Origin of the sequence: Agrobacterium sp. (assembly GCF_032092815.1) — a bacterium.
Taxonomy (GTDB): domain Bacteria; phylum Pseudomonadota; class Alphaproteobacteria; order Rhizobiales; family Rhizobiaceae; genus Agrobacterium.
On sequence record NZ_DAMDBP010000045.1, the window covers coordinates 1 to 21,078 of the forward strand.

At 54.0% G+C, this 21,078-nt stretch carries 19 protein-coding genes and 2 pseudogenes; 9 read left to right on the forward strand and 12 right to left on the reverse strand.

The features are described from left to right. Positions 1-227 precede the first annotated feature (227 nt). The 5 genes from RT613_RS19935 (at position 228) to dps (ending at position 4,535) form a co-directional block, all read left to right on the forward strand. Positions 228-1,160, forward strand: a complete 933-nt coding sequence (locus RT613_RS19935) for a siderophore ABC transporter substrate-binding protein (RefSeq protein ID WP_313618127.1) — start codon at positions 228-230, stop codon at positions 1,158-1,160. 70 nt (positions 1,161-1,230) lie between these two features. Then, positions 1,231-2,193: an ABC transporter permease gene (locus tag RT613_RS19940; RefSeq protein ID WP_313618128.1), complete on the forward strand. Its 963-nt coding sequence runs from the start codon at positions 1,231-1,233 to the stop codon at positions 2,191-2,193. Then, positions 2,183-3,151: an iron chelate uptake ABC transporter family permease subunit gene (locus tag RT613_RS19945; RefSeq protein ID WP_313618129.1), complete on the forward strand. Its 969-nt coding sequence runs from the start codon at positions 2,183-2,185 to the stop codon at positions 3,149-3,151. Before RT613_RS19940 ends, RT613_RS19945 begins: the two co-directional genes overlap by 11 nt. After that, on the forward strand, positions 3,148-3,906 hold the full coding sequence (locus tag RT613_RS19950) for an ABC transporter ATP-binding protein (protein WP_313618130.1): 759 nt from the start codon (positions 3,148-3,150) through the stop codon (positions 3,904-3,906). Before RT613_RS19945 ends, RT613_RS19950 begins: the two co-directional genes overlap by 4 nt. 140 nt (positions 3,907-4,046) lie before the next feature. After that, a complete protein-coding gene (gene dps / locus RT613_RS19955; protein WP_313618131.1) occupies positions 4,047-4,535 on the forward strand; it encodes a DNA starvation/stationary phase protection protein Dps in 489 nt (162 codons plus the stop codon). A gap of 57 nt (positions 4,536-4,592) precedes the next feature. Here dps and RT613_RS19960 read toward each other — a convergent pair whose 3' ends face one another. Continuing rightward, positions 4,593-6,023: a mannose-1-phosphate guanylyltransferase/mannose-6-phosphate isomerase gene (locus RT613_RS19960; RefSeq protein WP_313618132.1), complete on the reverse strand. Its 1,431-nt coding sequence runs from the start codon at positions 6,021-6,023 to the stop codon at positions 4,593-4,595. Positions 6,024-6,228: 205 nt separating this feature from the next. On the opposite strand from RT613_RS19960, the gene RT613_RS19965 reads away from it, so the two are divergent. Next, a complete protein-coding gene (locus RT613_RS19965) occupies positions 6,229-7,428 on the forward strand; it encodes an AGE family epimerase/isomerase (protein ID WP_313618133.1) in 1,200 nt (399 codons plus the stop codon). Between the two features lie 86 nt (positions 7,429-7,514). On the opposite strand, the gene RT613_RS19970 is transcribed toward RT613_RS19965, so the two are convergent. From RT613_RS19970 to RT613_RS20000, 7 genes and pseudogenes are all read right to left on the reverse strand, one after another. Then, positions 7,515-8,795, reverse strand: a complete 1,281-nt coding sequence (locus tag RT613_RS19970; RefSeq protein WP_313618134.1) for a TRAP transporter large permease — start codon at positions 8,793-8,795, stop codon at positions 7,515-7,517. Between the two features lie 52 nt (positions 8,796-8,847). Continuing rightward, positions 8,848-9,231 (reverse strand): annotated as a pseudogene (locus tag RT613_RS19975) (TRAP transporter small permease); the annotation flags it as partial. Between the two features lie 84 nt (positions 9,232-9,315). Then, positions 9,316-10,293, reverse strand: a complete 978-nt coding sequence (locus RT613_RS19980; RefSeq protein ID WP_313618135.1) for a TRAP transporter substrate-binding protein — start codon at positions 10,291-10,293, stop codon at positions 9,316-9,318. A gap of 148 nt (positions 10,294-10,441) precedes the next feature. After that, positions 10,442-11,317: an amidohydrolase family protein gene (locus RT613_RS19985; protein ID WP_313618136.1), complete on the reverse strand. Its 876-nt coding sequence runs from the start codon at positions 11,315-11,317 to the stop codon at positions 10,442-10,444. A 1-nt stretch (position 11,318) separates the two neighbouring features. Continuing rightward, the gene (locus RT613_RS19990) at positions 11,319-12,455 is read right to left on the reverse strand and encodes a mandelate racemase/muconate lactonizing enzyme family protein (protein ID WP_313618137.1); all 1,137 of its coding nucleotides are present in this window, start codon (positions 12,453-12,455) and stop codon (positions 11,319-11,321) included. Next, entirely contained in the window at positions 12,452-13,363 is a 912-nt protein-coding gene (gene kdgD / locus RT613_RS19995; protein WP_313618138.1) for a 5-dehydro-4-deoxyglucarate dehydratase, read from the reverse strand. Before kdgD ends, RT613_RS19990 begins: the two co-directional genes overlap by 4 nt. 69 nt (positions 13,364-13,432) lie before the next feature. Beyond that, positions 13,433-14,173: a FadR/GntR family transcriptional regulator gene (locus RT613_RS20000; protein ID WP_313618139.1), complete on the reverse strand. Its 741-nt coding sequence runs from the start codon at positions 14,171-14,173 to the stop codon at positions 13,433-13,435. A 191-nt stretch (positions 14,174-14,364) separates the two neighbouring features. Here RT613_RS20000 and RT613_RS20005 point away from each other — a divergent pair, with 191 nt between their 5' ends. After that, entirely contained in the window at positions 14,365-15,165 is an 801-nt protein-coding gene (locus tag RT613_RS20005) for an NAD(P)-dependent oxidoreductase (RefSeq protein WP_313618140.1), read from the forward strand. A gap of 50 nt (positions 15,166-15,215) precedes the next feature. On the opposite strand, the gene RT613_RS20010 is transcribed toward RT613_RS20005, so the two are convergent. The 4 genes from RT613_RS20010 to RT613_RS20025 all read right to left on the reverse strand — a co-directional run bounded on the left by RT613_RS20010 (position 15,216) and on the right by RT613_RS20025 (position 18,862). Continuing rightward, complete coding sequence (locus RT613_RS20010) at positions 15,216-15,842, reverse strand: nucleoside triphosphate hydrolase (protein ID WP_313618141.1); 627 nt, start codon at positions 15,840-15,842, stop codon at positions 15,216-15,218. Next, positions 15,839-16,621, reverse strand: a complete 783-nt coding sequence (locus RT613_RS20015) for an ATP-binding cassette domain-containing protein (RefSeq protein ID WP_313618142.1) — start codon at positions 16,619-16,621, stop codon at positions 15,839-15,841. Before RT613_RS20015 ends, RT613_RS20010 begins: the two co-directional genes overlap by 4 nt. Continuing rightward, positions 16,621-17,706 (reverse strand): ABC transporter permease, encoded by a 1,086-nt coding sequence (locus RT613_RS20020; RefSeq protein WP_313618143.1) that lies wholly within the window; start codon positions 17,704-17,706, stop codon positions 16,621-16,623. Before RT613_RS20020 ends, RT613_RS20015 begins: the two co-directional genes overlap by 1 nt. Positions 17,707-17,839: 133 nt before the next feature. Continuing rightward, entirely contained in the window at positions 17,840-18,862 is a 1,023-nt protein-coding gene (locus RT613_RS20025) for a sugar ABC transporter substrate-binding protein (RefSeq protein ID WP_313618144.1), read from the reverse strand. 291 nt (positions 18,863-19,153) lie between these two features. Between RT613_RS20025 and RT613_RS20030 the strand changes: the two are divergent. Next, positions 19,154-20,361, forward strand: a pseudogene (locus tag RT613_RS20030) (ROK family transcriptional regulator). A gap of 189 nt (positions 20,362-20,550) precedes the next feature. Next, the gene (locus tag RT613_RS20035) at positions 20,551-21,078 is read left to right on the forward strand and encodes a DUF992 domain-containing protein (RefSeq protein WP_313618145.1); all 528 of its coding nucleotides are present in this window, start codon (positions 20,551-20,553) and stop codon (positions 21,076-21,078) included.

Sequence of the window (21,078 nt, forward strand, 5' to 3'; positions counted from 1 at the left end):
GCCGGAAATCTTCATTCGAACCCCAAGCCATGACATGTTGGGACCAAACACCTAGTGCATCATATGCGTCTTCCATAAATTAACGGCAGAGAAATTTAGAAATTCTCTAAATTACGTATTTTGACATCACAAACACGGCCAGCTAAAGGTGACCAAAGGTATCATATTAATGCGTGCCGCCACATCGTTTGGGCACTTTTCATTACGTGACGACAAAGGACATTCCCGTGACCATAAACTTGTTTCGCCCTGCCCACCTGTTTGCTTTCGCAGCATTCGGGCTCAGTGCACTTGCAGCCAGTGCACAGGACATCATCATCAAGCATGCCCAGGGCGAGACTGTTCTTAAAGGCGTGCCGCAGAAAGTACTGGTGCTTGATGTTCCCTCACTGGATACAATGGACGCGCTGGGCGTTGAACCAGCTGGCGTACTCAGCTCCAACTTACCCACTTATCTTTCCAAATATTCGGATGCGAAATATCTGAAGGTCGGCACGCTGTTTGAGCCGGATTACGAAGCCATCAATGCAGCAGAAGCTGATCTTGCAATCGTCGGTGGCCGTTCGCGCGCCAAATATCCAGAGGTGTCAGCAATTTTGCCGGCCTTGGACATGACGGTTGACGCCAAGAATTACATTGCCAGCACCAAGGCCAACATCGTCACACTCGGCAAGGTGTTCGGCAAGGATGCAGAAGCCGCAAAACTGGACGCAACGATCGATGAGAAGATTGCGGCCCTGAAAGCTGTGGCCGCAGATGCCGGCCGCGCCATGATCCTTGTTACCAATGCTGGCAAGATTGGCGCATACGGCCCCAATTCCCGTGTGGGCTGGTTGCACAAGGAAGTCGGTTTTAAAACCGTCGCAGAAGATATCGATGACCGCTTCCACGGCGGTGACATCGTGTCATTTGAATATCTGCTGGAAGTGAACCCGGATTGGCTTTTTGTGGTTGATCGCGATGCTGGCGTCGGCAACGCAAAAGGTGGAAATGCAGCCCAGCAGGTTCTCGATAACGAGCTCGTTCACCAGACCACCGCGTGGAAAAAAGGCCAGATCGTTTATCTCGACCCGCAGGCAGCCTACATCGTCAGCAGCGGTTACACCGCCCTCACCACGCTGATCGATCAGGTTTACAAGGCCGTTTCCGAAAAGAAGTAATACAGCCCACTTTTTCAAGCTCCCGATGACAAGATGTCGTCGGGAGCTGTTCGCGCTTTAGGACAATGCATTGAAATATCTGGCTCTTGCCTTGCTTGCAGCTTTGGTGTTGGCGATTACCAGCCTGTTCATCGGGGTCAGCAATGTGTCGCTGACGACATTGATGTCGTCGGATACGGAAGCGCGCGCCGTCCAGGTACTTTTGGTCAGCCGCATCCCGCGCACACTGGCCCTCATTCTTGCCGGCAGCTCCATGGCCATTGCCGGGCTCATCATGCAGATGCTGGTTCGCAATCGTTTTGTCGAACCCTCAACAGCCGGCACCATTGAGTCCGCCAGCCTTGGCCTGCTGGTTGTGACCTTACTGGCACCGCAGACGCCGATTTTTGGCAAAATGCTGGTGGCTGCGGTCTTTGCTCTGACTGGAACCGCCCTTTTCCTGCGTATCCTGCGCGAAATTCCACTGCGGGACATGCTGCTCGTGCCGCTAATCGGCATCATGCTCGGCGGCATTATCAGTGCGATCACTGCGTTTTTTGCCTATCGCTACGAACTAACCCAATCCTTGCTGGCCTGGACGACGGGAGATTTTTCCGGTGTTCTGCGCGGGCGTTATGAGCTTTTGTGGATCGGTTTCTGTTTTGCAATCGCCGCATATCTGGCTGCAGACCGTTTTACCGTCGCAGGCATGGGGCGTGACTTTACCACCAATCTCGGCCTCAATTACCGCCGGGTTGTAACATTTGGCCTTGTCATCGTTTCGCTGGTTTCCGCCGTCGTGGTGGTGACAGTAGGCATGATCCCGTTTTTGGGGTTGATCGTCCCCAACATCGTCAGCTTGATGATTGGCGACAACATGCGCCGCTCTGTTCCATGGGTCGCGACACTGGGTGCAATCTTCGTGCTGGCATGTGACATCGTTGGCAGAACCATCCGCGCGCCCTATGAAATCCCGATTGGCACGGTGGTTGGCGTCATCGGAAGCGCCCTATTCCTGTATTTGTTGCTGCGGAAACGTGACCATGCCCACTGAATTGCAGCAGAAACGCTCTACAATCACGCTTGTTGTGCTGTTGGTATTGGCATTACTGTCTGTTGCCGCATTCATGACACTCGGCGCCAAGGGAAGCTGGGCCTTCGTGCTGAAATTTCGCGGCATAAAACTCGCGGCCCTTTTGCTGGTTGCTTATGCGATCGCGGTGTCCACCGTCATGTTCCAGACGGTTACGAACAATCGCATTCTGACGCCAGCTGTCATGGGGTTCGATTCCCTGTTTGTGCTGGTACACACCTTTATGATCTTTGCATTCGGATCGTCCGAAGTTGTCATGATAGACCCGCGCCTGCGCTTTATCGGAGAAACACTGCTGTTGGTGATATTTGCCGGCATTCTGTTTCGCTGGCTGTTTTCTGGCGGTGAGCGAAGCCTGCATCTGCTGGTGCTGGTCGGCATTATCTTTGGTGTTCTGTTTCGCAGCCTGTCCAGCTTCATGCAGCGCGTATTGGACCCCAACGAATTCATGGTGCTGCAGGACACATTGTTTGCCAGCTTCAATACGATAGACACCACCCTGCTCGCCATTTCCGCAGTCATTGTCGGGCTGGCGAGCATCGCCGGGTTGCGGCTCTTCCATACATTCGATGTGCTGTCGCTTGGGCGGCCGGCTGCTATCAGCCTTGGGGTCGCCCATAAACGTGTTGTCACCGCTCTTCTGGTGCTGATTTCCATATTGATTGCAGTTTCAACGGCGCTTGTCGGGCCGGTAATGTTCTTCGGTTTGCTGGTCGCAGCTCTCGCCAATTACGTTACGGGATCCGGCAAACATGTCCACATTCTGCCGGCCGCCATTCTGATCAGCATCGTCTGCGTGGTTGGTGGTCAGGTGATCCTCGAGCGGATCTTTGCCTTTGATACTGCGCTTTCCATCGTCATCGAGTTTCTCGGTGGCATCGTCTTTATTGTTCTCATTCTCAAACGGGGTGCGCGATGATCGTCACCAACAAGGTCAGCAAATCCTACGGCAACACGCTCGTGGTTGACGATGTGTCCATCACCATTCCCGTCGGCGGCCTAACCTCAATCATTGGCCCGAATGGCGCAGGAAAATCGACGCTTCTGTCGATCGTCGCACGCCTGATGGCCATGGATAAGGGAACCGTCACTGTCGATGGCATGGATGTGACGACAACACAAAGCGACCAGCTCGCGCGGCGTCTCTCGATCCTGCGTCAGGACAACCACATTTCCTCACGCTTGACCGTGCGGGATCTGGTGACCTTTGGCAGATACCCCTACTCCAAGGGGCGTCCAACCCTCGATGAAAAAGTGCATGTCGACAAAGCCATGCAATATCTTAATCTCGAGCCGCTCGCTGACCGCTTTCTGGACGAATTATCCGGTGGCCAACGCCAGCGTGCCTTTGTCGCGATGGTTTTATGCCAGGACACCGATTATGTGCTATTGGACGAACCACTGAACAATCTCGATATGAAGCACGCCAGTGCGATGATGAAGATTCTGCGCAAGGCAGCGGACGAGCTGAAAAAGACCGTCGTACTGGTGTTGCACGACATCAATTTTGCGTCCTGGTATTCCGATCACATCATCGCCATGCGGGACGGCAAGGTGTGGGGCAGCGGCACAGTGAACGAGATTATCGATACCGCTACACTGCACGAGATCTACGACAGGCAGATCGCCATTCATGACATCGATGGACGTCGCATCGGGCTATTTTACCAATAAGACACCGGACGACATCACTGTTTTGGAAGAATTTCACGATTTCCAATCGCGCTTTAAGACAAGACGGAACCTTGCCAGCTCCATAAAGTTTCCATGAGACACTATTTCTGACCGCTCTTATCGACAGAAGGAAGACAGACGTGAAGACCCACAAGACCAGAAATGACCTGCCCTCAAACGCCAAAACAACCGTAAGCGCATTGTTGAATGAGACCCTTGCTTCCATGATCGATCTGGCGCTCGCCACCAAACAGGCGCACTGGAACCTGAAAGGCCCGCAATTCATCGCGGTTCATGAAATGCTGGATGGCTTCCGCACTCAGCTCGATGGCCATGGTGATACGATTGCAGAACGTGTTGTCCAGTTGGGCGGCACTGCGCTTGGCAGCTTGCAGGCCGTTTCCTCTGCAACGAAGCTGGCTGCTTACCCGACAGATATTTATCCCGTCCACGATCACCTTCAGGCGCTGATCGAGCGGTATGGCGACGTCGCCAACATGGTCCGCAAAGCAATCGATGATGCTGACGAGGCAGGCGATGCAAACACCGCCGATATATTTACGGCCGCCTCTCGTGATCTCGACAAGGCGCTGTGGTTTCTGGAAGCCCACATCCAGGAAAAGAACTAAACCGCATGGAACAAAGCCCCGGTCCAGGCCGGGGCTTTGTTCTGAAGGCAACTGTTTTCAATCTCTTTTGTAATCATCCTCGACACGAACGATGTCATCCTCGCCGAGATATGCACCGGTGCGCACCTCGATAATCTCGAGCGGAATGCGGCCTTCATTGGCAATTCGGTGCAGCGCACCAATCGGGATGTAGATCGACTGGTTTTCAGTCAACAACAGCGTTTCCGTGCCGATCGTTACACTGGCCGTGCCTTTCACGACAATCAGATGTTCGGAGCGGTGCATATGCTTCTGCAGGGAGGTGCGCGTGCCGGCATCCAGCATGGTCCGCCGAACGCCGAACCGTTCACCGTCATCCATGCTTTCGACATAACCCCACGGACGGTAAGCGCGGGTGTGAACCTCTGTCTCGGCATTGCGGCCATCGGCCTTCAACTGCTCAACAAGGCCTTTGACAGCCTGGGTCTTGTTTTTAGGCACGACCAGAACGGCATCTTTGGTGGAAACGACCACAAGATCCTTGGCACCAACAACCGTCGTCATAAGCCCATGCGAATGCACAAGGCACCCTTCGGAATCAAGGGCAAGCCCGTCGCCTTCGACGGCGTTATCGCCTTGCTGTTTGTCCGCAACTTCCCAGATTGCATCCCAACTGCCGATATCCGACCAGCGGAAATGACCACGCACCACTGCCATACGTTTGGTCTTTTCGATAACGGCATAGTCGATCGAGTTTTTCGGCGAGGCTTCGAAGCTCTCCTGATCGAGACGCACGAACCCCAAATCCTGTTTTGACAGGTCAACCGCCTTTTCAACGGCATCGAGAATCTCAGGCGAAAAGGCGCGCAATTCAGCAATCATCACATCTGAACGGAACAGGAAATTACCCGAGTTCCAAAGATAGCCCTTTTGCAGATAGGTAATTGCGGTCTCGGCATTCGGTTTTTCAACAAAGGCTTCAACAATGCGCAAATCGGCATTGTCGGAAAACAATTCGCCTGGGTTGATATAGCCATAAGCGGTGCGCGGTTCTGTCGGCACCAGACCAAACACCACGATGTTGCCTTTGGCAGCAGCTTCACATCCAAGTGTTACGGCATCGGAAAACAGCCCTTCGTCCAACACAACGTGGTCGGCCGCCAGCGCCAGCACCAAAGAACCTGGAGCGCGTCGCTCCGCCATCACGGCGGCGACGGCCATGGCGGCAGCGCTGTCACGCCTCGCAGGCTCGAGAACAACAGTGGCATCAACGCCAACATCCTCCGCCTGCCGCTTGGCGAAAAAGCGGAAATCCTCATTGGTAATGACCAGGGGTGACGCGTATAGTTTGGGACTGGATACCCGTTTCAAAGTCTGCTGATATGTGGAGAGCTTGCCAACCAAAGGCTGGAACTGCTTGGGGAGTTGATCGCGAGAGACGGGCCATAATCTTGACCCCGAACCTCCAGCCAGAAGCACCGGGGTAATTTTATCCGTCATATCATTCATACCAATCAGTCCACTTTGAAACTAGTTTTGAACATATACTCAAAATGCGTACACGTAAAAAATGTTCATGACAAAACACCGTAATCGACACAACTCGTATAATACATTAGCGGTGGCAATCACAAACTGCATCACAATTAAGCTGTGAACCAACCTGATACTGAAGCATTAAGATGACAAGAGGCACGAGATCAAAAGGATAGATATGACCTTATCGTCACCGGCTGGCCGCTTTCATGCGCTTGAGCATCGCATTGCAGAATTGCGCCATTGGCTTGATAACGCCGCCCTGCCTTTGTGGGCAGAGACTGGTGTGGCGCCTGATGGAAACGGCTTTTTCGAGCGGGTAGGCCAAGACGGAAAACCGATGCTTGCCGACGACCGCCGTTCCCGGGTTCAACCCCGGCAAAGTTACTGTTTTGCAGCCGCAGGCATTGCCGGATGGCAAGGCCCATGGCAGCAACTCTGCAACCAAGGCATGGACTGGTTTGATAAGGTTTACAGGAAGGACAACGGTCTCTACGGCAATCTGGCCGACGCCGAAGGCACTTTGATCGACCCTGATTTTGATCTTTACAATCAGGCATTCGCTATATTTGCCTGCGCCCAGATTTGTGTCTCAACGCCCGATAAAGCAGGCGAAATGCGTGACAAGGCGTTGTGCATTCTGAACGCCCTTATCAGCGATTACAAACATCCTGTTGCCGGGTTTGAAGAGGCAAATCCACCACGCCAACCACTCTGTTCCAACCCACACATGCATCTTTTCGAAGCCATGCAGGCATGGGAAACCGTCGATCCGGATGGCCCATGGGGTAAATTGTGCGATGAGATTGCCAACCTGGCGATGACGCGCTTCATCGATGCCAACAGCGGCGCTTTAAGAGAATTTTTTGATCACGACTGGAAACCGATGCCGGGTGAGGCCGGCCGCGTGGTTGAACCCGGCCATCAATTCGAATGGGCTTGGCTGCTGATGCGTTACGGATCGTCACGTAAAAACAGTACAGCTTGCAACAAGGCCCGGAAACTCTTTGAAATCGCCGAGACCTTTGGAATATGTCCCGACCGAAAAGTTGCGGTCATGGGTCTTTATGACGACTTTACTGTCAGAGATAGTCTGGCTCGCCTATGGCCTCAAACCGAGTGGCTGAAAGCTTCGCTGCAACTGGCTTTGAACAGTGACGGTGAAGAGCATCAGCGCTATCTCGCATCGACGTCCCGCGCGCTTGATGCTTTGCAGCCATTCCTGCAAACGCCGGTCAAAGGCTTGTGGTATGACAAGTGGACAAAGGACGGAGGTATCCTCGATGAGCCCGCGCCGGCCAGCACGTTCTACCACATCGTCTGTGCCATCTTGGAAGCTGGGGCCGTTTTGGAAGAGATCCAGAAAGACGAGAAATAGTCTCGCCAGATAAAGGTATACAACGACACCTGATAAAATGCGCCGCAAACCTCAAGTTTGCGGCGCTTTTATTTTTCACGTCGTTGTCACCTGAAGAGACTTGGCAACCAAAGCGATAGAGCCGGGATGTAGGTGACCGCCAACAATACGAGAACGCTGGCGCCAAAGAACGGCCAAATCGTGCGCATGGCCTCACGTATTGAAATGCCACCGACAGCACAGCCGACAAACAACACGGTTCCAACTGGCGGTGTATTCAAACCAATACCTGCATTGAGGATCATGACGACACCAAAGTGTACGGGATCGATTCCGAATGCCTTGACGACAGGCAACAAGACCGGGGTGGCAATAATCACCAACGGCGCCATGTCCATGAAGGTACCCAGCAGCAGAAGAATGATATTAATGACCAACAATACGATGATCGGATTGTCTGAAATCGCGCTGATTGCGCTGATCATCAATGTTTGCACCTGCAGAAAGGCCATCAACCAACCGAAGGCCGCCGCAGTACCAATAACCAGCAACACCATGGCAGTTGTACGCACGGCACCCATGACCGCCTCGACAAATCCTTCCCAGTTCAGTTCGCGATAAACCAACATCGCAACGAGGAAAGCGTAGAGAACGGCGATGCAAGAGCTTTCCGTTGCGGTAAAAATGCCGGAACGTACGCCGCCAAATATAATACCAATCAGCAAGATGCCCGGGAACGATGCAAGCAGGTAATAAAATAGCTTCGAAAACCCCGGAAACGGTTCTGAAGGATAGCCTTTTCGACGCGCAACGATATAGGCTGTCACCATGAGTGCAACTGCCAACAGGAAACCTGGAACAATCCCTGCGGTAAAAAGATCGGCTACCGAGACATTACCACCAGCCGCGATCGAATACAGGATCATGTTGTGTGATGGCGGGATCATCAAGGCGATGATGGCAGAATTCACAGTGACGTTGACCGCATAGTCCCTGTCATATCCACGCTTGGCCATTTGGGGGATCATCAAACCGCCAACGGCAGACGCATCAGCCACGGCAGAACCGGAAATGCCGCCGAATAAGGTTGAAGCCACAATATTCACTTGACCAAGACCACCACGCAGGTGACCAACAAGCCCTGCCGCAAAGCGGATAAGGCGATGCGCAATGCCACCGCGAACCATAAGGTCGCCTGCAAAGATGAAGAACGGGATTGCCATCATGGCAAACACGCTCATACCCGAATTCATTTGTTGAAAAACGACAATCGGTGGCAGGCCGAGATAAAGAACAGTCGCAAGTGAGGCAATGCCGAGACAAAATGCGATGGGTGTGCCGATAAACATCAGCAGGGCAAAGACGCCGAAAAGAATAGTATAGGCCATTTAGGCAGCCTCCGGTAATCAGCGGAAAGAAGTCCACTCCTCCTGGCCAACCCAATACGGGTATCGTTGCAGACCATGTGCCCATGCAGAGTTGCAGGCCGTAGAAAGACATAGCGCAACCAAAAAAAACGATGAGCCCCAAACTGATCAGATCCATGACTTTCTGAACGCCAGGCTTCATCAGATAGCGCACGATATCCAGGCCCAAATGCACGCTTTCACGCACACCGACGGCCGCACCGAGCATGATGAACCATGCCATCAAATGAATGGACAGAGGTTCTGACCAGCTTGGAGAGTCATTGAGTATATAGCGGCTGAAAACCTGCCAGCCGATAATCAGCGTCATCAAAACCATACCGACACCGGCAATATAAAGCGACGCGCGGTTAAGCGCACCGAGACCGGGGCGTATCGCCCGCATAAAATTTCGCATGTTCCCATCCTCCACAATCCCGGCAATGTAACGCCGGAGGCAAAAAAACCGGCTCTATTGAGAGCCGGTTCTTCGCGTGATTGTTCACTTAACCGCCTGAACACGTTCCAGAAGATCTTTCATCTTGGGATCGGTTACGAACTTGTCGTAGACCGGCTTCATCGCGGCAGCGAACTCCTCCTTGTTGACCTTGATGACATTGACGCCACCTGCACGAACCTTTTCTTCGGATGCCTTTTCACGGGCGCTCCACAGTTCACGCATCTTGCCAACGGAATCCTTGGCAGCCTGGCGGACAAGCGTCTGGTCTTCCGGCGACAGCTTATCCCAGGACACCTTGGAGATGACGAGGATTTCAGGGTTGAGAGAATGTTCCGTGAGTGTGTAGTTCTTGGCCACTTCGAAGTGACGAGCAGACTCGTAGGACGGCCAGTTGTTTTCAGCACCGTCAACAACGCCTGTTTCAAGTGAGGAATAGACCTCACCCATTGGCATTGGGGTTGGATTGGCGCCAAAGGCCTGCATCATAGCAATCCACAGATCAGACTGCTGAACGCGGATTTTCAGACCCTTGAGGTCGTCCAGTTTCTCGATCGGCTTTTTCGTGGTGTAGAACGAACGCGCACCGGAATCATAAAATGCTAGGCCAACAAGACCGTGCGGTTCAAAAGCTGCCAGGACCTCGTCACCAATCGGGCCGTCAACCGTGTTGTGCATATGCTCGGTCGACCGGAACAGGAATGGCAGGCCGAGAACGGTGGTTTCCTTGACGAGATTGTTGAACGGCGCCGCGTTGACGCGGTTCATGTCGATCACACCGAAGCGCGTCTGTTCGATGGTGTCTTTTTCACCGCCCAGAACAGCATTGTTCATGACCTGCACCTTGATGCGGCCATTTGTGCGTTCGGATAGCAGTTCACCCATATATTTCACGGCCTCGACCGTTGGATAACCATCCGGGTGAATGTCCGCAGAGCGCAAGGTGATTTCCTGCGCCTGTGCCGAAACACCGCCAAGGGCAATACCCATGGCAACACAAAGCATGCCAGCAATATTCTTCATTATCATCCTCCTCCGTTAAAACGGCCCGACCTTCCCTCGGTCCCGGGTCCGTTGTCATCCTGCCCGTTCGGGCGGGTATGCAATGCCTTTCATGTCTTTCGGTTCAGCACGCAGGAGCCTCCACTCTCCCAGCGTATGCCGGTTAAAACTATGCCGCAGTAAAAGCAGGCAGATTGAAAAGTGTTTCCGGGTTGGAAACCAATGCCAGCTTGCGCGCTGCATCATCCGCAAACCAGCCAAGGACCGTATCGGTCAGTAATGAATCGTCGGGATAGTCCGCAGTTGTTTTCGCCAGATTATGCGGCCAGTTGGTGCCCCACACGATACGCTCTGGTGCATAGGCAGCAATCGCGCGCGCCACATCAGCGACGTCGGCATAATCTGGACCTGGTTTCTTGGCCGTTTCATAAACGCCGGCAAATTTGAACCAGCAGTTTCCCTTGTCGATCAGACGTTTGAGAACATCGATTTGTGGACTTTGCGGTGTCACACCACAAAAGAACTTGCCGTGATGATCAAACACCCAACGGGATTTGATGGCCGACAGTCGCTGCTCATGCTCTGCGATATTGCTGCCATCGAACTGAACGGCAACCATCCAGTTGCGGGCGGCAGCACGGGCATCCACCTGCTCAAGCGCGTCAAGGCCAACGGCGCCACCCGGCAAATCCATGATACGGGCACCGACCACACCGGCTTCCGCCAGACTATCCAACTCGTTGTCGGTCGTATCACCCGATATCACTGCGACGCCGCGCGCCACATCGCCCATCTCGGACAGGCAAGCGATCAAATTGCCATTGTCGCGCTGATGCGCGTTGCCTTGGGTGATGATGACGCGGTCAATACCGAGCCATTTCATGAAACGGCGATATTGCTCAGCATCAGGCAGGCCGCCCGCCGGCAAATCTGGCCCACCCGGCAGAGCGGGGAAGCCTGGCAGATACATGTGCATCTGCGTGTCGACAGCCCCTGTAGGCATGGTAATTTTCGGCGCGCGACCGGAAAGGGTACGGACAACCATATTACGCCTCCTTCAGGCGGTATTCCGCCAGAGCGTCACGGTTGATTTCAATACCAAGACCAGGGCCGTTAGGAATGCTCACAACACCGTTGACGTGTTCCAGCGGTGTTGTGACGATGGCCTGACGATAAGGATTGTCAGTGCGGTCAAACTCAAGGATCGGCTCAACAGGGTTTGTGCGAACAGGGTCTGGTACCATCGATGCCATGAACTGCAAGGCTGCAGCGATCTGCACTGCTGTTCCCCACACATGAGGAACAACACGAACGCCATGAATGGACGCAAAATCCGCTACACGGCGCGCTTCCGTAAAGCCACCAACCCCACAAAGGTCAGGCTGGATGATATCAACCGCGCGGGTTTCAAGCGGTTCTTTCATGCCCCAGCGGCTATGCCAGGTTTCGCCGCCAGCAACGGGAATAGGCTGTTTGGCACGCACTTCGCGGTAAGCTGCAAGCTGTTCAGGCACCACGGGCTCTTCGAACCAGTCGATATTATATTCAGCAGCCTTGCGCCCAAGTTCAATGGCTTCGAGAACACCATACCCATGGTTCGCATCAATCATCAGCCGCATATCAGGACCAATGGCCTCACGGACGGCGCGAATGACCTGAAGGTCTTCGGCGACGCCGAAACCGATCTTGATCTTGCTGGCGTGAAAACCTTCCGCACGGTAGCGCGCGGCTTCCTTCGCATTGTCCTCAACGCGATTAACGCCATCACGTTTGAAACTGCCCGTGGCGTAAGCGCGGACAGTTTCACGAAAACGACCACCCAGCAATGTAGAAACGGGCACACCGAAGTGTTTGCCCTTGATATCCCACAAGGCGATATCGATGCCGGAAAGCGCGGTCAGTGTTAGACCGCGCTGCCCCTGGTCACGAAGCGCATTATAGAGCTTCGCCCAGAGCTTTTCCGTTTCGAGCGGGTTTTCGCCAATCAGCCAGCCCGCATAGGTCTCGACAACGGCAGCATTTGCTTTCGCAGGGCCAAGGCATTCACCCCAGCCAATGGTGCCATCATCACAAACGATTTCCACCAGAACATGCAGGCGACGATCGAAGCGCATGGAAGCACTTTCGAAAGGAACCGAAAGACGATGTTCGAGCAGATGTCTGCGGACTGCTGTTATTTTCATGCGCTGCGCTTCCAGGTACCGATGAGCTTTTCGAGAATTGCTTCTTCTTCCTTGGTCAGGTCATCAAGCGGTGGACGAACCTTACCGGCATCGAAGCCCTGAAGGCGAACACCGGCCTTGACTGCCGAAACCGCATAACCCTTGCGACGGCTGCGCAGAGCCATGAACGGATAGAAGAAGTCCTTGAGGATGGTTTCGCACTTCGTGCGGTCGCCGGCACGCAGCGCATTGTAGAATTCAACAGCCAGACCCGGCACGAAGTTGAAGACGGCCGAAGAATAGGTTGTGAAACCAGCACCCAGATAGGCTTCGGCAAACAGTTCAGCGGTCGGCATGCCACCAAGATAGGTTAGGCGATCACCCATCGTTGCGCTGATCTGGCGCACGAGGCCGATATCACCAGTACCGTCCTTGAAACCGACAAGGTTCGGGCACTCATCACACAGGCGCTTCAATGTGTCAGCCTGCAGCACGGAGTTGTCGCGGTTATAAACCATGACACCGACACCGACCGACTGGCAGACGCGCTTGACGTGCTGATAGAGGCCTTCCTGCGGCGCATCGATCAGATAATGCGGCAGAAGCAGGATGCCGTCAGCACCAGCCTTCTCGACGGAACGTGCCAGATCGATGGCCATTTCCGTGCCGTAACCGCAACCGGAAACGATGGCAGTCTTCCCAGAGGCTTCCTTGGCAGCGCGGACAATTTCAGGAATTTCCGACGGGGCCAGCGAGAAGAACTCACCGGTGCCGCCGGCTGCGAAGAGCACCGGAGCATCATAACCAGACAGCCACTCAACATGGCGACGATAGCTTTCAGCCTGGAATTTGCCTTCGGCATCAAAGTGCGTGACGGGGAACGATAGCAGGCCCGAGCCAAGCGCGACCTTGATTTCTTGCGGATTCATCACTGATTTCCTTTTCTACGTACTCAGTTAACTTGTCATACGTCTAGGTCGGAAAACTGTCAATAGTTATCATACATGTTTTCGTTGTTCGCGCAGCAAAGCGCGGTATCGCGCCTGACTGCCGCGCAAATGCGTGCGCATGGCTTCTCTTGCAGCCTCTTCATCCCCATTGGAAATGGCCACAACGATTCGATCATGTTCTTCATCGAGAAGCTTGATATAGGCGGCCTGATCCGCCTCAGACTCATCGCTGCTCAGCGCTGCACGCGGAATGGCATTTCGGCCAATCATCGTCAGAAATTCTCGGAATCTTGAGTTGTTCGCAGCCTCTGCGATGGCAATATGCAGCGCAAAATCAGCCTCAGAGCTGGATGTGCCCGCCTCAAGACAGGCGCGGACTGCGTGATGGCGCTCAAAAATAACCTCTTCTTGCGCGGGAGAGCGACGAAGCGCTGCCAAACCGGCCGCCTCAACTTCAACAGCAGTGCGCAACTCCAAAAGCTCAATCATCGAAGAAACACGAGCAGGATCAACGGCATGCAGTGACAACAGGCTATCACCTACAGCTGGAGCCGTCAGAACAAAAACCCCCGCCCCGCGCCTTGCCTCTACAAGCTTGTCTGCTCGCAAGGCCGCGATTGCTTCACGCACAACGGTTCGGCTGACCCCATGCGCCTCGACAAGCTGTGCCTCACTTGGCAGTTTCGTACCTGGAGGAAATTGGCCCGCAGCAATCGCCTGACGCAGGTTTTCACCCAGCCGTTCCGTCAAGGTGCCTGCACCGCCCTCTATTTTGCCCTGCGTGTTCATTCCCGCCTCTTTCACTATCCCGTTCATGCAAATGCCAATTTCCGGGTTGGCTATCATAGAAATTACACAGAACCCACAACTTACCAATCACACTGGTTGACCGCACTCTATCAAGATGTATGATAACTTTAAAGCGATATTACATGAAATCATTATACAGCCCGGCAGGGCTGATGACGGGAGGAATGATTGTGAAGCGACTTCTGGTAACGGGAGCAGCCGGCGGACTTGGACGGGCCATGCGGGAACGGTTTGCCAAAATGGCGGACGAAGTGCGTCTTTCCGATATTGTCGAGATCCAGGGTGATCTGGCGGCCAATGAGAGCTTTGTGCGCTGCGACCTTGCTGACGCAGCGGCGGTGCACAAACTGGTCGAAGGGTGCGATGGCATCATTCATCTTGGCGGCATTTCCGTTGAAGACAAATTTTCCAAGATCTTGAACGCCAATCTTCTCGGGCTCTACAACCTCTACGAAGCGGCACGCGCCAACGGCCAGCCACGCATCATCTTTGCGAGCTCCAATCATACGATCGGCTTCTACCGTCAGGACCAGCACATCGATGCAACAGCGCCCATGCGTCCCGATGGGCTCTACGGTGTTTCCAAATGCTTCGGCGAAGCGCTGGCCCGGATGTATTTTGAGAAATTCGGACAGGAAACAGCGCTGGTGCGGATTGGCAGCTGCGTTGAGAAACCGGTCAATTACCGCATGCTGTCCAGCTGGATGTCCTATGACGACTTCGCGTCATTGATCAATTGCGCGTTTCGCGCGCCACTTCTCGGATGCCCGATCATCTGGGGCGTTTCCAACAATGACAGCCGCTGGTGGAATAACTCGCAGGCCGACTATCTTGGCTGGCGTCCCAAGGACAATGCCGAGATCTATCGCGCTGAACTTGAAAAGACCCTGCCACGCCCGGCACCTGATGATCCGCTTTCACTTTATCAGGGCGGCCAGTTCGTCAAGGATCCGATTTTTTCGGAAAATTAAGGACGGCTTTAAGAACCGGCTTTGCCAAAGCCGGTTCGGCCCAACCATGCTTACAGTTCAAATGCCTCGACCCGCAAATCGGCGGGTCGAGAATTGGTGATAACCCGCTCACCATTAGGGAGATCATTGCCATAAAGCTTATGCGCAATGCCATCGGCATCCATGCCAATCTCGCTCCAGCGTTGTGTCAAACGATCTCGAAGGACATCGGCCTCAGGACCGATAAAGACGGTGTAATCAAAACAGCCATCAAGCCGGCTCCAGGGCTCCTCGTTCAGCAAGAGGTAATTGCCCTCAACCAGAATGAAACGCGTCCCGGCTGCAACCGCCCGAGCAGAAGCAATGGCAATCTCCCGCGATCGATCAAAAACCGGCACAAGAACTTCCTGATCTGCCTTGCGAACTGCCGTGACGATGTCCAGAAATCCTCTGACATCAAAAGTCTCCGGCGCGCCCTTACGCTGCAGAAGCCCCCTCGCCTCCAGCAGACCGTTATCCAGGTGAAAACCGTCCATTGGCAATATTTCAGCACTTTGCCCTTTTGCCAGAAGTGCTGACCGCAAAGCCTCGGAAACGGTTGATTTTCCCGCACCGGGCGGACCAGCAATGGCAACAATGAAACGCGGGCGGTCAGCCGCGCGTTTCATTATTTCGGCAACCAGATTTTCCAGCGTCATGCCGCTACTGCATCCTTAGGCGCTTCGCGCGCTCCGGTCATAAAAGCCACCGCGTCTGACATGGAATAATCCTTCGGATTGATAACGCACAATCGCCGCCCAAGCCGATGGATGTGGATACGATCCGCGACTTCAAAGACATGCGGCATGTTATGCGAAATCAGCACGATGGGAAGACCTCTGGCACGAACTTCCTGTATAAGCTCCAGAACACGCCGGCTTTCTTTTACACCCAGCGCCGCTGTCGGCTCATCCAGGATGACGACTTTGGAACCGAATGCCGCAGCACGTGCCACGGCCACCCCTTGACGCTGACCGCCAGATAGTGTCTCCACCGCCTGGTTGATGTTCTGAATGGTCATCAGGCCAAGCTCAGAGAGTTTTTCGCGGGCAAAATTCTCCATGGCTGGCCTGTCCAGCGTACGCAGGAGACTGCCACGCAAGCCGGGCTTGCGTATCTCGCGGCCGAGGAACATGTTGTCCGCGATAGACAGAGCCGGAGACAAAGCAAGGTTCTGATACACGGTTTCGATGCCGGCTTTGCGTGCTTCGATTGGTGACCTGAAGTTGACCAGTTCACCATCCAGTCGGATTTCCCCTTCATCCGGCGAAATTGCGCCGGATATTGCCTTGATAAGCGAAGATTTCCCGGCACCGTTATCGCCGATGACTGCAAGGATTTCACCTGGATAAAGATCGAAGTCTGCATGATCGAGCGCTGTGACACGACCATAACGTTTGACGATGCCGCGGGCCGTGAGAATGGGTTCGTTCGACATCAGCCAGCTACCTTTCTGATCCATTGGTCGATAGCAACGGCGGTGATGATCAACACGCCGATAAGAAGATATGTCCACTGCGGGTCAGTGCCGATAAGGCGCAAACCGAGTGAAAATACGCCGACGATAAGCGCACCAAACAACATGCCGAGAATGGAGCCACGTCCGCCAAACAGGGACAGGCCACCGATCACCACGGCGGTAATCGATTCGATATTGGCAAACTGGCCAGCGGTTGGCGACACTGAACCGATGCGTCCAATCAATGCCCATCCAGCAAGTGCGCAGATGACACCGGATAGCGTATAGACCGAAATCAGCATGCGTTTGACGTTAACGCCGGCAAGTTCGGCTGCATCAGGATCATCACCCACTGCATAGACATGCCGGCCCCAGGCCGTGTGGTTCAGCACATACCAGAGCAGAGCAACCAGCAACACCATAACGATCACGCCGTATGTGAACACCGCATTGCCAAGACGCAGGCTCTGGCCGAATAACTGCAAAATCGGCGCGTTCTGGGAAATATCCTGAGCGCGGATCGTCTCATTGGCAGAATAGAGGAAGTTGGCAGCAAGCACGATCTGCCACATGCCAAGCGTGACAATAAAGGGAGGCAAACGCATGCGCGACACGAGAAAACCATTGATATAACCGCATGCGGCACCTACCGCAAAACCGCAGGCAATCGATACGGTTGGCGGAAAGCCATAACGGAAGGTGAATTGCCCCATCACAACCGATGACAGCACCATGATCGCGCCGACGGACAGATCAATACCAGCTGTCAAAATGACAAGAGATTGAGCCGCACCGACAATACCGACGATTGCCACCTGCTGCAAAATAAGCGTGAGCGAAAAGGCGGAAAAAAACTTGCCGCCGAGTAGCAAACCAAAGATCGCCAACGACATGACCAGAACGATCAACGGCACGGCTGCAGGGCTGGAATGCAGAAAATGTTGAATCTTTTCGATAGGCGTCTTGTCGTGTGTGTCGAATGCGGCAAGCTGCGTAGAACTGCCCGTCAGCACTTTTTCGAATTCATTGTGCGGTTGGGCACGCCCTGTCGTCTGGTCGTCCATGCCACTCCTCCCCGGTTGCCCGTATTTTTTCGCCTTTTGGTGTGAATAGCCTCACAAGCGCAAAAGGCATCGGCAGATTGAAGGAAAGGTGCTTCAGCACCTTTCCTGTTGTCGCGGGATGTTGCTCAGGCGATTAGCCCCAGCACTTGTCCAGGCCCTGTTTGGTATCGATGGATTCGACACCCGATACTGGTTTGTCCGTTACCAACGTGACGCCGGTGTCAAAGAAGGTCTTGCCTTCGGTTGGCTTTGGTTTTTCGCCTGAGTCGGCAAACTTCTTGACGGCCTCAACGCCAAGAGCTGCCATCGCCAACGGATATTGCTGCGACGTCGCACCAATCACGCCTTCGGCTACGTTCTTGACACCCGGGCAGCCACCGTCAACGGAGACTAGCAGGACATCTTTTTCACGACCAACCGCCTTCAGCGCTTCATAGGCGCCAGCTGCAGCAGGTTCGTTAATTGTGTGCACCACATTAATCGACGGATCTTTCTGAAGCAGGTTCTCCATGGCAGCACGACCGCCTTCTTCATTACCGTTGGTCACATCGTGACCGACGATACGCGCGTCGTCCTCATCACCGATCTTGTTGATGTCTTTCACATCAATGCCAAAACCTTTCATGAAGCCCTGGTTGCGCAGAACATCCACGCTTGGCTGCGATGGGGTGAGGTTGAGGAAGGCAATGCGTGCATCCTTGGCCTTGTCACCCAAAGTGGCAGCAGCCCATTTGCCGATCAATTCACCGGCAAGCAGGTTGTCGGTCGCAAATGTGGAATCGGCCGCATCAATTGGCTCAAGCGGTGTGTCGAGCGCAATGACCAGCAGGCCAGCATCACGCGCTTTCTGCACGGCGGGCACAATACCCTTGGTATCCGATGCAGTGATCAAAATACCCTTGGCACCATCGGCGATGCAGGTTTCGATGGCAGCAACCTGGCTTTCGGAATCACCGTCGATCTTGCCTGCGTAAGCTTTCAAGGTAACACCAAGTTCCTCGGCCTTCGCAGTTGCACCTTCCTTCATCTTCACAAAGAAGGGGTTCGTGTCTGTTTTGGTAATGAGGCATACGGATGTATCAGCCGCAGACGCCATGCCTGCAAAAGAAACGCCAAGCGCCAGAGCGCCAAGAAAGGCGGAAACGGTCGTCTTCATATAATCCTCCTAAAGACTGCGGATGCTTCTCATGAAGCGATCCGGGGGCCAACCTCCTCCAAGGTGTGAGCGGCACCACCACACGAATGGAAACACCAAATGAACAAAGTGTCAATAAATAAATCCAATTGAATTATTAATTCGATGTGGCATTCTCTATCAGCGCAGCCAAACTGCCCGCCTTACAAATTCGCCTGTGAAACAACACAAAAGACGACAAAATATTCGGGCAGACGGCTTGTTGCAGGCCCTGAGTGACGGCATAGGCAGTCATGAAGGGAGGGAGGAATAATGTCTCGAGCAGTCGAACCGACATGGCCAGCAACACAAGCCACCCTTGATATCAGCGGTGGCTCCAATCAGGTGCGAGTCCGCGCCTATAATGAGCGACTGGTACTGTCGCTTGTGCGCCGCCACAAGGCGCTCTCAAAGGCTGAAATTGCCAGGCGCAGCGGCCTCTCGGCCCAGACTGTGACCGTGATCATGCGGGCGCTTGAAAATGATGGGCTGTTGCTGCGCGACGAACCGAAGCGTGGAAAAGTCGGTCAACCCTCCACCCCGATGCGCCTTAATCCGGATGCAGCCTATTCCTTTGGTGTCAAAATCGGCCGTCGAAGCGCCGATCTGGTATTGATGGATTTCCTTGGCAATATCCGCCTGAAGGTACGTCGCGCCTATCCATACCCTCTGCCTGATAGCATTATCTCTTTCGTGACAGACGGCATTCGGGAGCTTGAACAAAAGCTGGATGACGGTGAACGAAAACGCATTGTCGGGGCAGGCATCGCAGCCCCCTTTGAACTGTGGAGTTGGGCAGACGAAGTCGGCGCGCCTCAAGCAGAAATGGACAGCTGGCGGGGTATCGACCTGCAGCGGGCAATAGCGGACCGCATCCCCTACCCTGTCTATCTGCAAAACGACGCCACCAGCGCCTGCGGTGCAGAACTGGTATTTGGCGCCGGACAAAACCACGCGGACTTTCTCTACCTGTTTATCGGCTCCTGAATTCGGCGCTTTTTTCCGGCCGCACCGGCACAGCCGGCGCAGTTGGCCCCCTGCCGGTTCAGCGACGCGATGGCAAAACCGTGCAGCTGTTGAAAATCGCCTCAATTTTCGTTCTGGAAAATATTCTGCGCGATCACGGTATCGATCCAAAACCCTTGTGGTTTTCTCCCGATGACTGGATCGACTTCGGCAAACCTCTGGATATCTGGATCGATGATACGGCGGCCGCCCTTGCGCAAGCCGTTATTGCCGCCGCGTCAGTGATCGACTTTTCAGCCGTCGTCATCGATGGCGGCTTTCCCGCCTGGGTACGCGAGCGCATTGTTATCGCAACAAAAAAGGCGCTAGGATCGCACGACCTACAGGGTGTCGTTGTCCCTGAGATCATCGAAGGCATGGTCGGCAGCCAGGCACGCGCCATTGGCGGCGCAAGCCTGCCCCTTTTTGATCGTTACCTCCTGGATCACAATGTACTTTTCAAGGAAACAGGGTGAGCGCAATCAGCAACTTTTAAAAGCCAGAAGCTATAAAATCAGTTCTCCACAATAAAGCCCAGAAATTAAAGGAACGGCATTTTTATTGTCACGATAATGTCCTGTTTACGGAACAAAACGGTGCCCGTTGAATTGAAATAGAGATTGCGCAATACAATTTACCTGCTGGGGGTATACAAGGAGAAAAACATGAAAAAGACCGTTCCCATGGCCCTGATCGGTTCCGCTTTGGCTTTGGCTGGCGCAACCTCATCTTTTGCCGCAGACCTGGCAAGAGAATATCCTGCCTATCAAAACGATGACGACCGTAACGGCGTGAAAATCGGTTATCTCGATTGCTCCGTTGGTGGCGGCGTCGGTTATGTTCTCGGATCTGCCAAGGAAGTTGAGTGCACATTCCAGTCTACGGTCGGTCGTAAGGCAACGGAACAATACACAGGCGCCATTCGCAAGATGGGCATCGACCTGGGCTTCACGGCCAAAAGCCGTATCGTCTGGGCAGTATTTGCCCCGACCGCCGGCTACCACCGCGGTTCGCTGAGCGGCCTTTATCAGGGCGCATCTGCCGAGGCGACACTTGGCGTTGGCGTTGGCACCAACATCTTGGTTGGCGGCACCTCTGGCTCCATCCATCTTCAGACCATCAGTGTGCAGGGTCAGGTTGGCCTCAATGCCGCTGTTACCGGTACATCCATGACACTGACGTCAGTTCAGTAA

Coding starts and splice junctions, on each gene's coding strand:
- RT613_RS19945 (WP_313618129.1), top strand. CDS start 2,183: ATGCCCACTGAATTGCAGCAGAAACGCTCTACAATCACGCTTGTTGTG.
- RT613_RS19950 (WP_313618130.1), top strand. CDS start 3,148: ATGATCGTCACCAACAAGGTCAGCAAATCCTACGGCAACACGCTCGTG.
- RT613_RS19960 (WP_313618132.1), bottom strand. CDS start 6,023: ATGAATGATATGACGGATAAAATTACCCCGGTGCTTCTGGCTGGAGGT.
- RT613_RS19965 (WP_313618133.1), top strand. CDS start 6,229: ATGACCTTATCGTCACCGGCTGGCCGCTTTCATGCGCTTGAGCATCGC.
- RT613_RS19970 (WP_313618134.1), bottom strand. CDS start 8,795: ATGGCCTATACTATTCTTTTCGGCGTCTTTGCCCTGCTGATGTTTATC.
- RT613_RS19980 (WP_313618135.1), bottom strand. CDS start 10,293: ATGAAGAATATTGCTGGCATGCTTTGTGTTGCCATGGGTATTGCCCTT.
- RT613_RS19985 (WP_313618136.1), bottom strand. CDS start 11,317: ATGGTTGTCCGTACCCTTTCCGGTCGCGCGCCGAAAATTACCATGCCT.
- RT613_RS19990 (WP_313618137.1), bottom strand. CDS start 12,455: ATGAAAATAACAGCAGTCCGCAGACATCTGCTCGAACATCGTCTTTCG.
- kdgD (WP_313618138.1), bottom strand. CDS start 13,363: ATGAATCCGCAAGAAATCAAGGTCGCGCTTGGCTCGGGCCTGCTATCG.
- RT613_RS20000 (WP_313618139.1), bottom strand. CDS start 14,173: ATGAACACGCAGGGCAAAATAGAGGGCGGTGCAGGCACCTTGACGGAA.
- RT613_RS20010 (WP_313618141.1), bottom strand. CDS start 15,842: ATGACGCTGGAAAATCTGGTTGCCGAAATAATGAAACGCGCGGCTGAC.
- RT613_RS20015 (WP_313618142.1), bottom strand. CDS start 16,621: ATGTCGAACGAACCCATTCTCACGGCCCGCGGCATCGTCAAACGTTAT.
- RT613_RS20020 (WP_313618143.1), bottom strand. CDS start 17,706: ATGGACGACCAGACGACAGGGCGTGCCCAACCGCACAATGAATTCGAA.
- RT613_RS20025 (WP_313618144.1), bottom strand. CDS start 18,862: ATGAAGACGACCGTTTCCGCCTTTCTTGGCGCTCTGGCGCTTGGCGTT.
- RT613_RS20035 (WP_313618145.1), top strand. CDS start 20,551: ATGAAAAAGACCGTTCCCATGGCCCTGATCGGTTCCGCTTTGGCTTTG.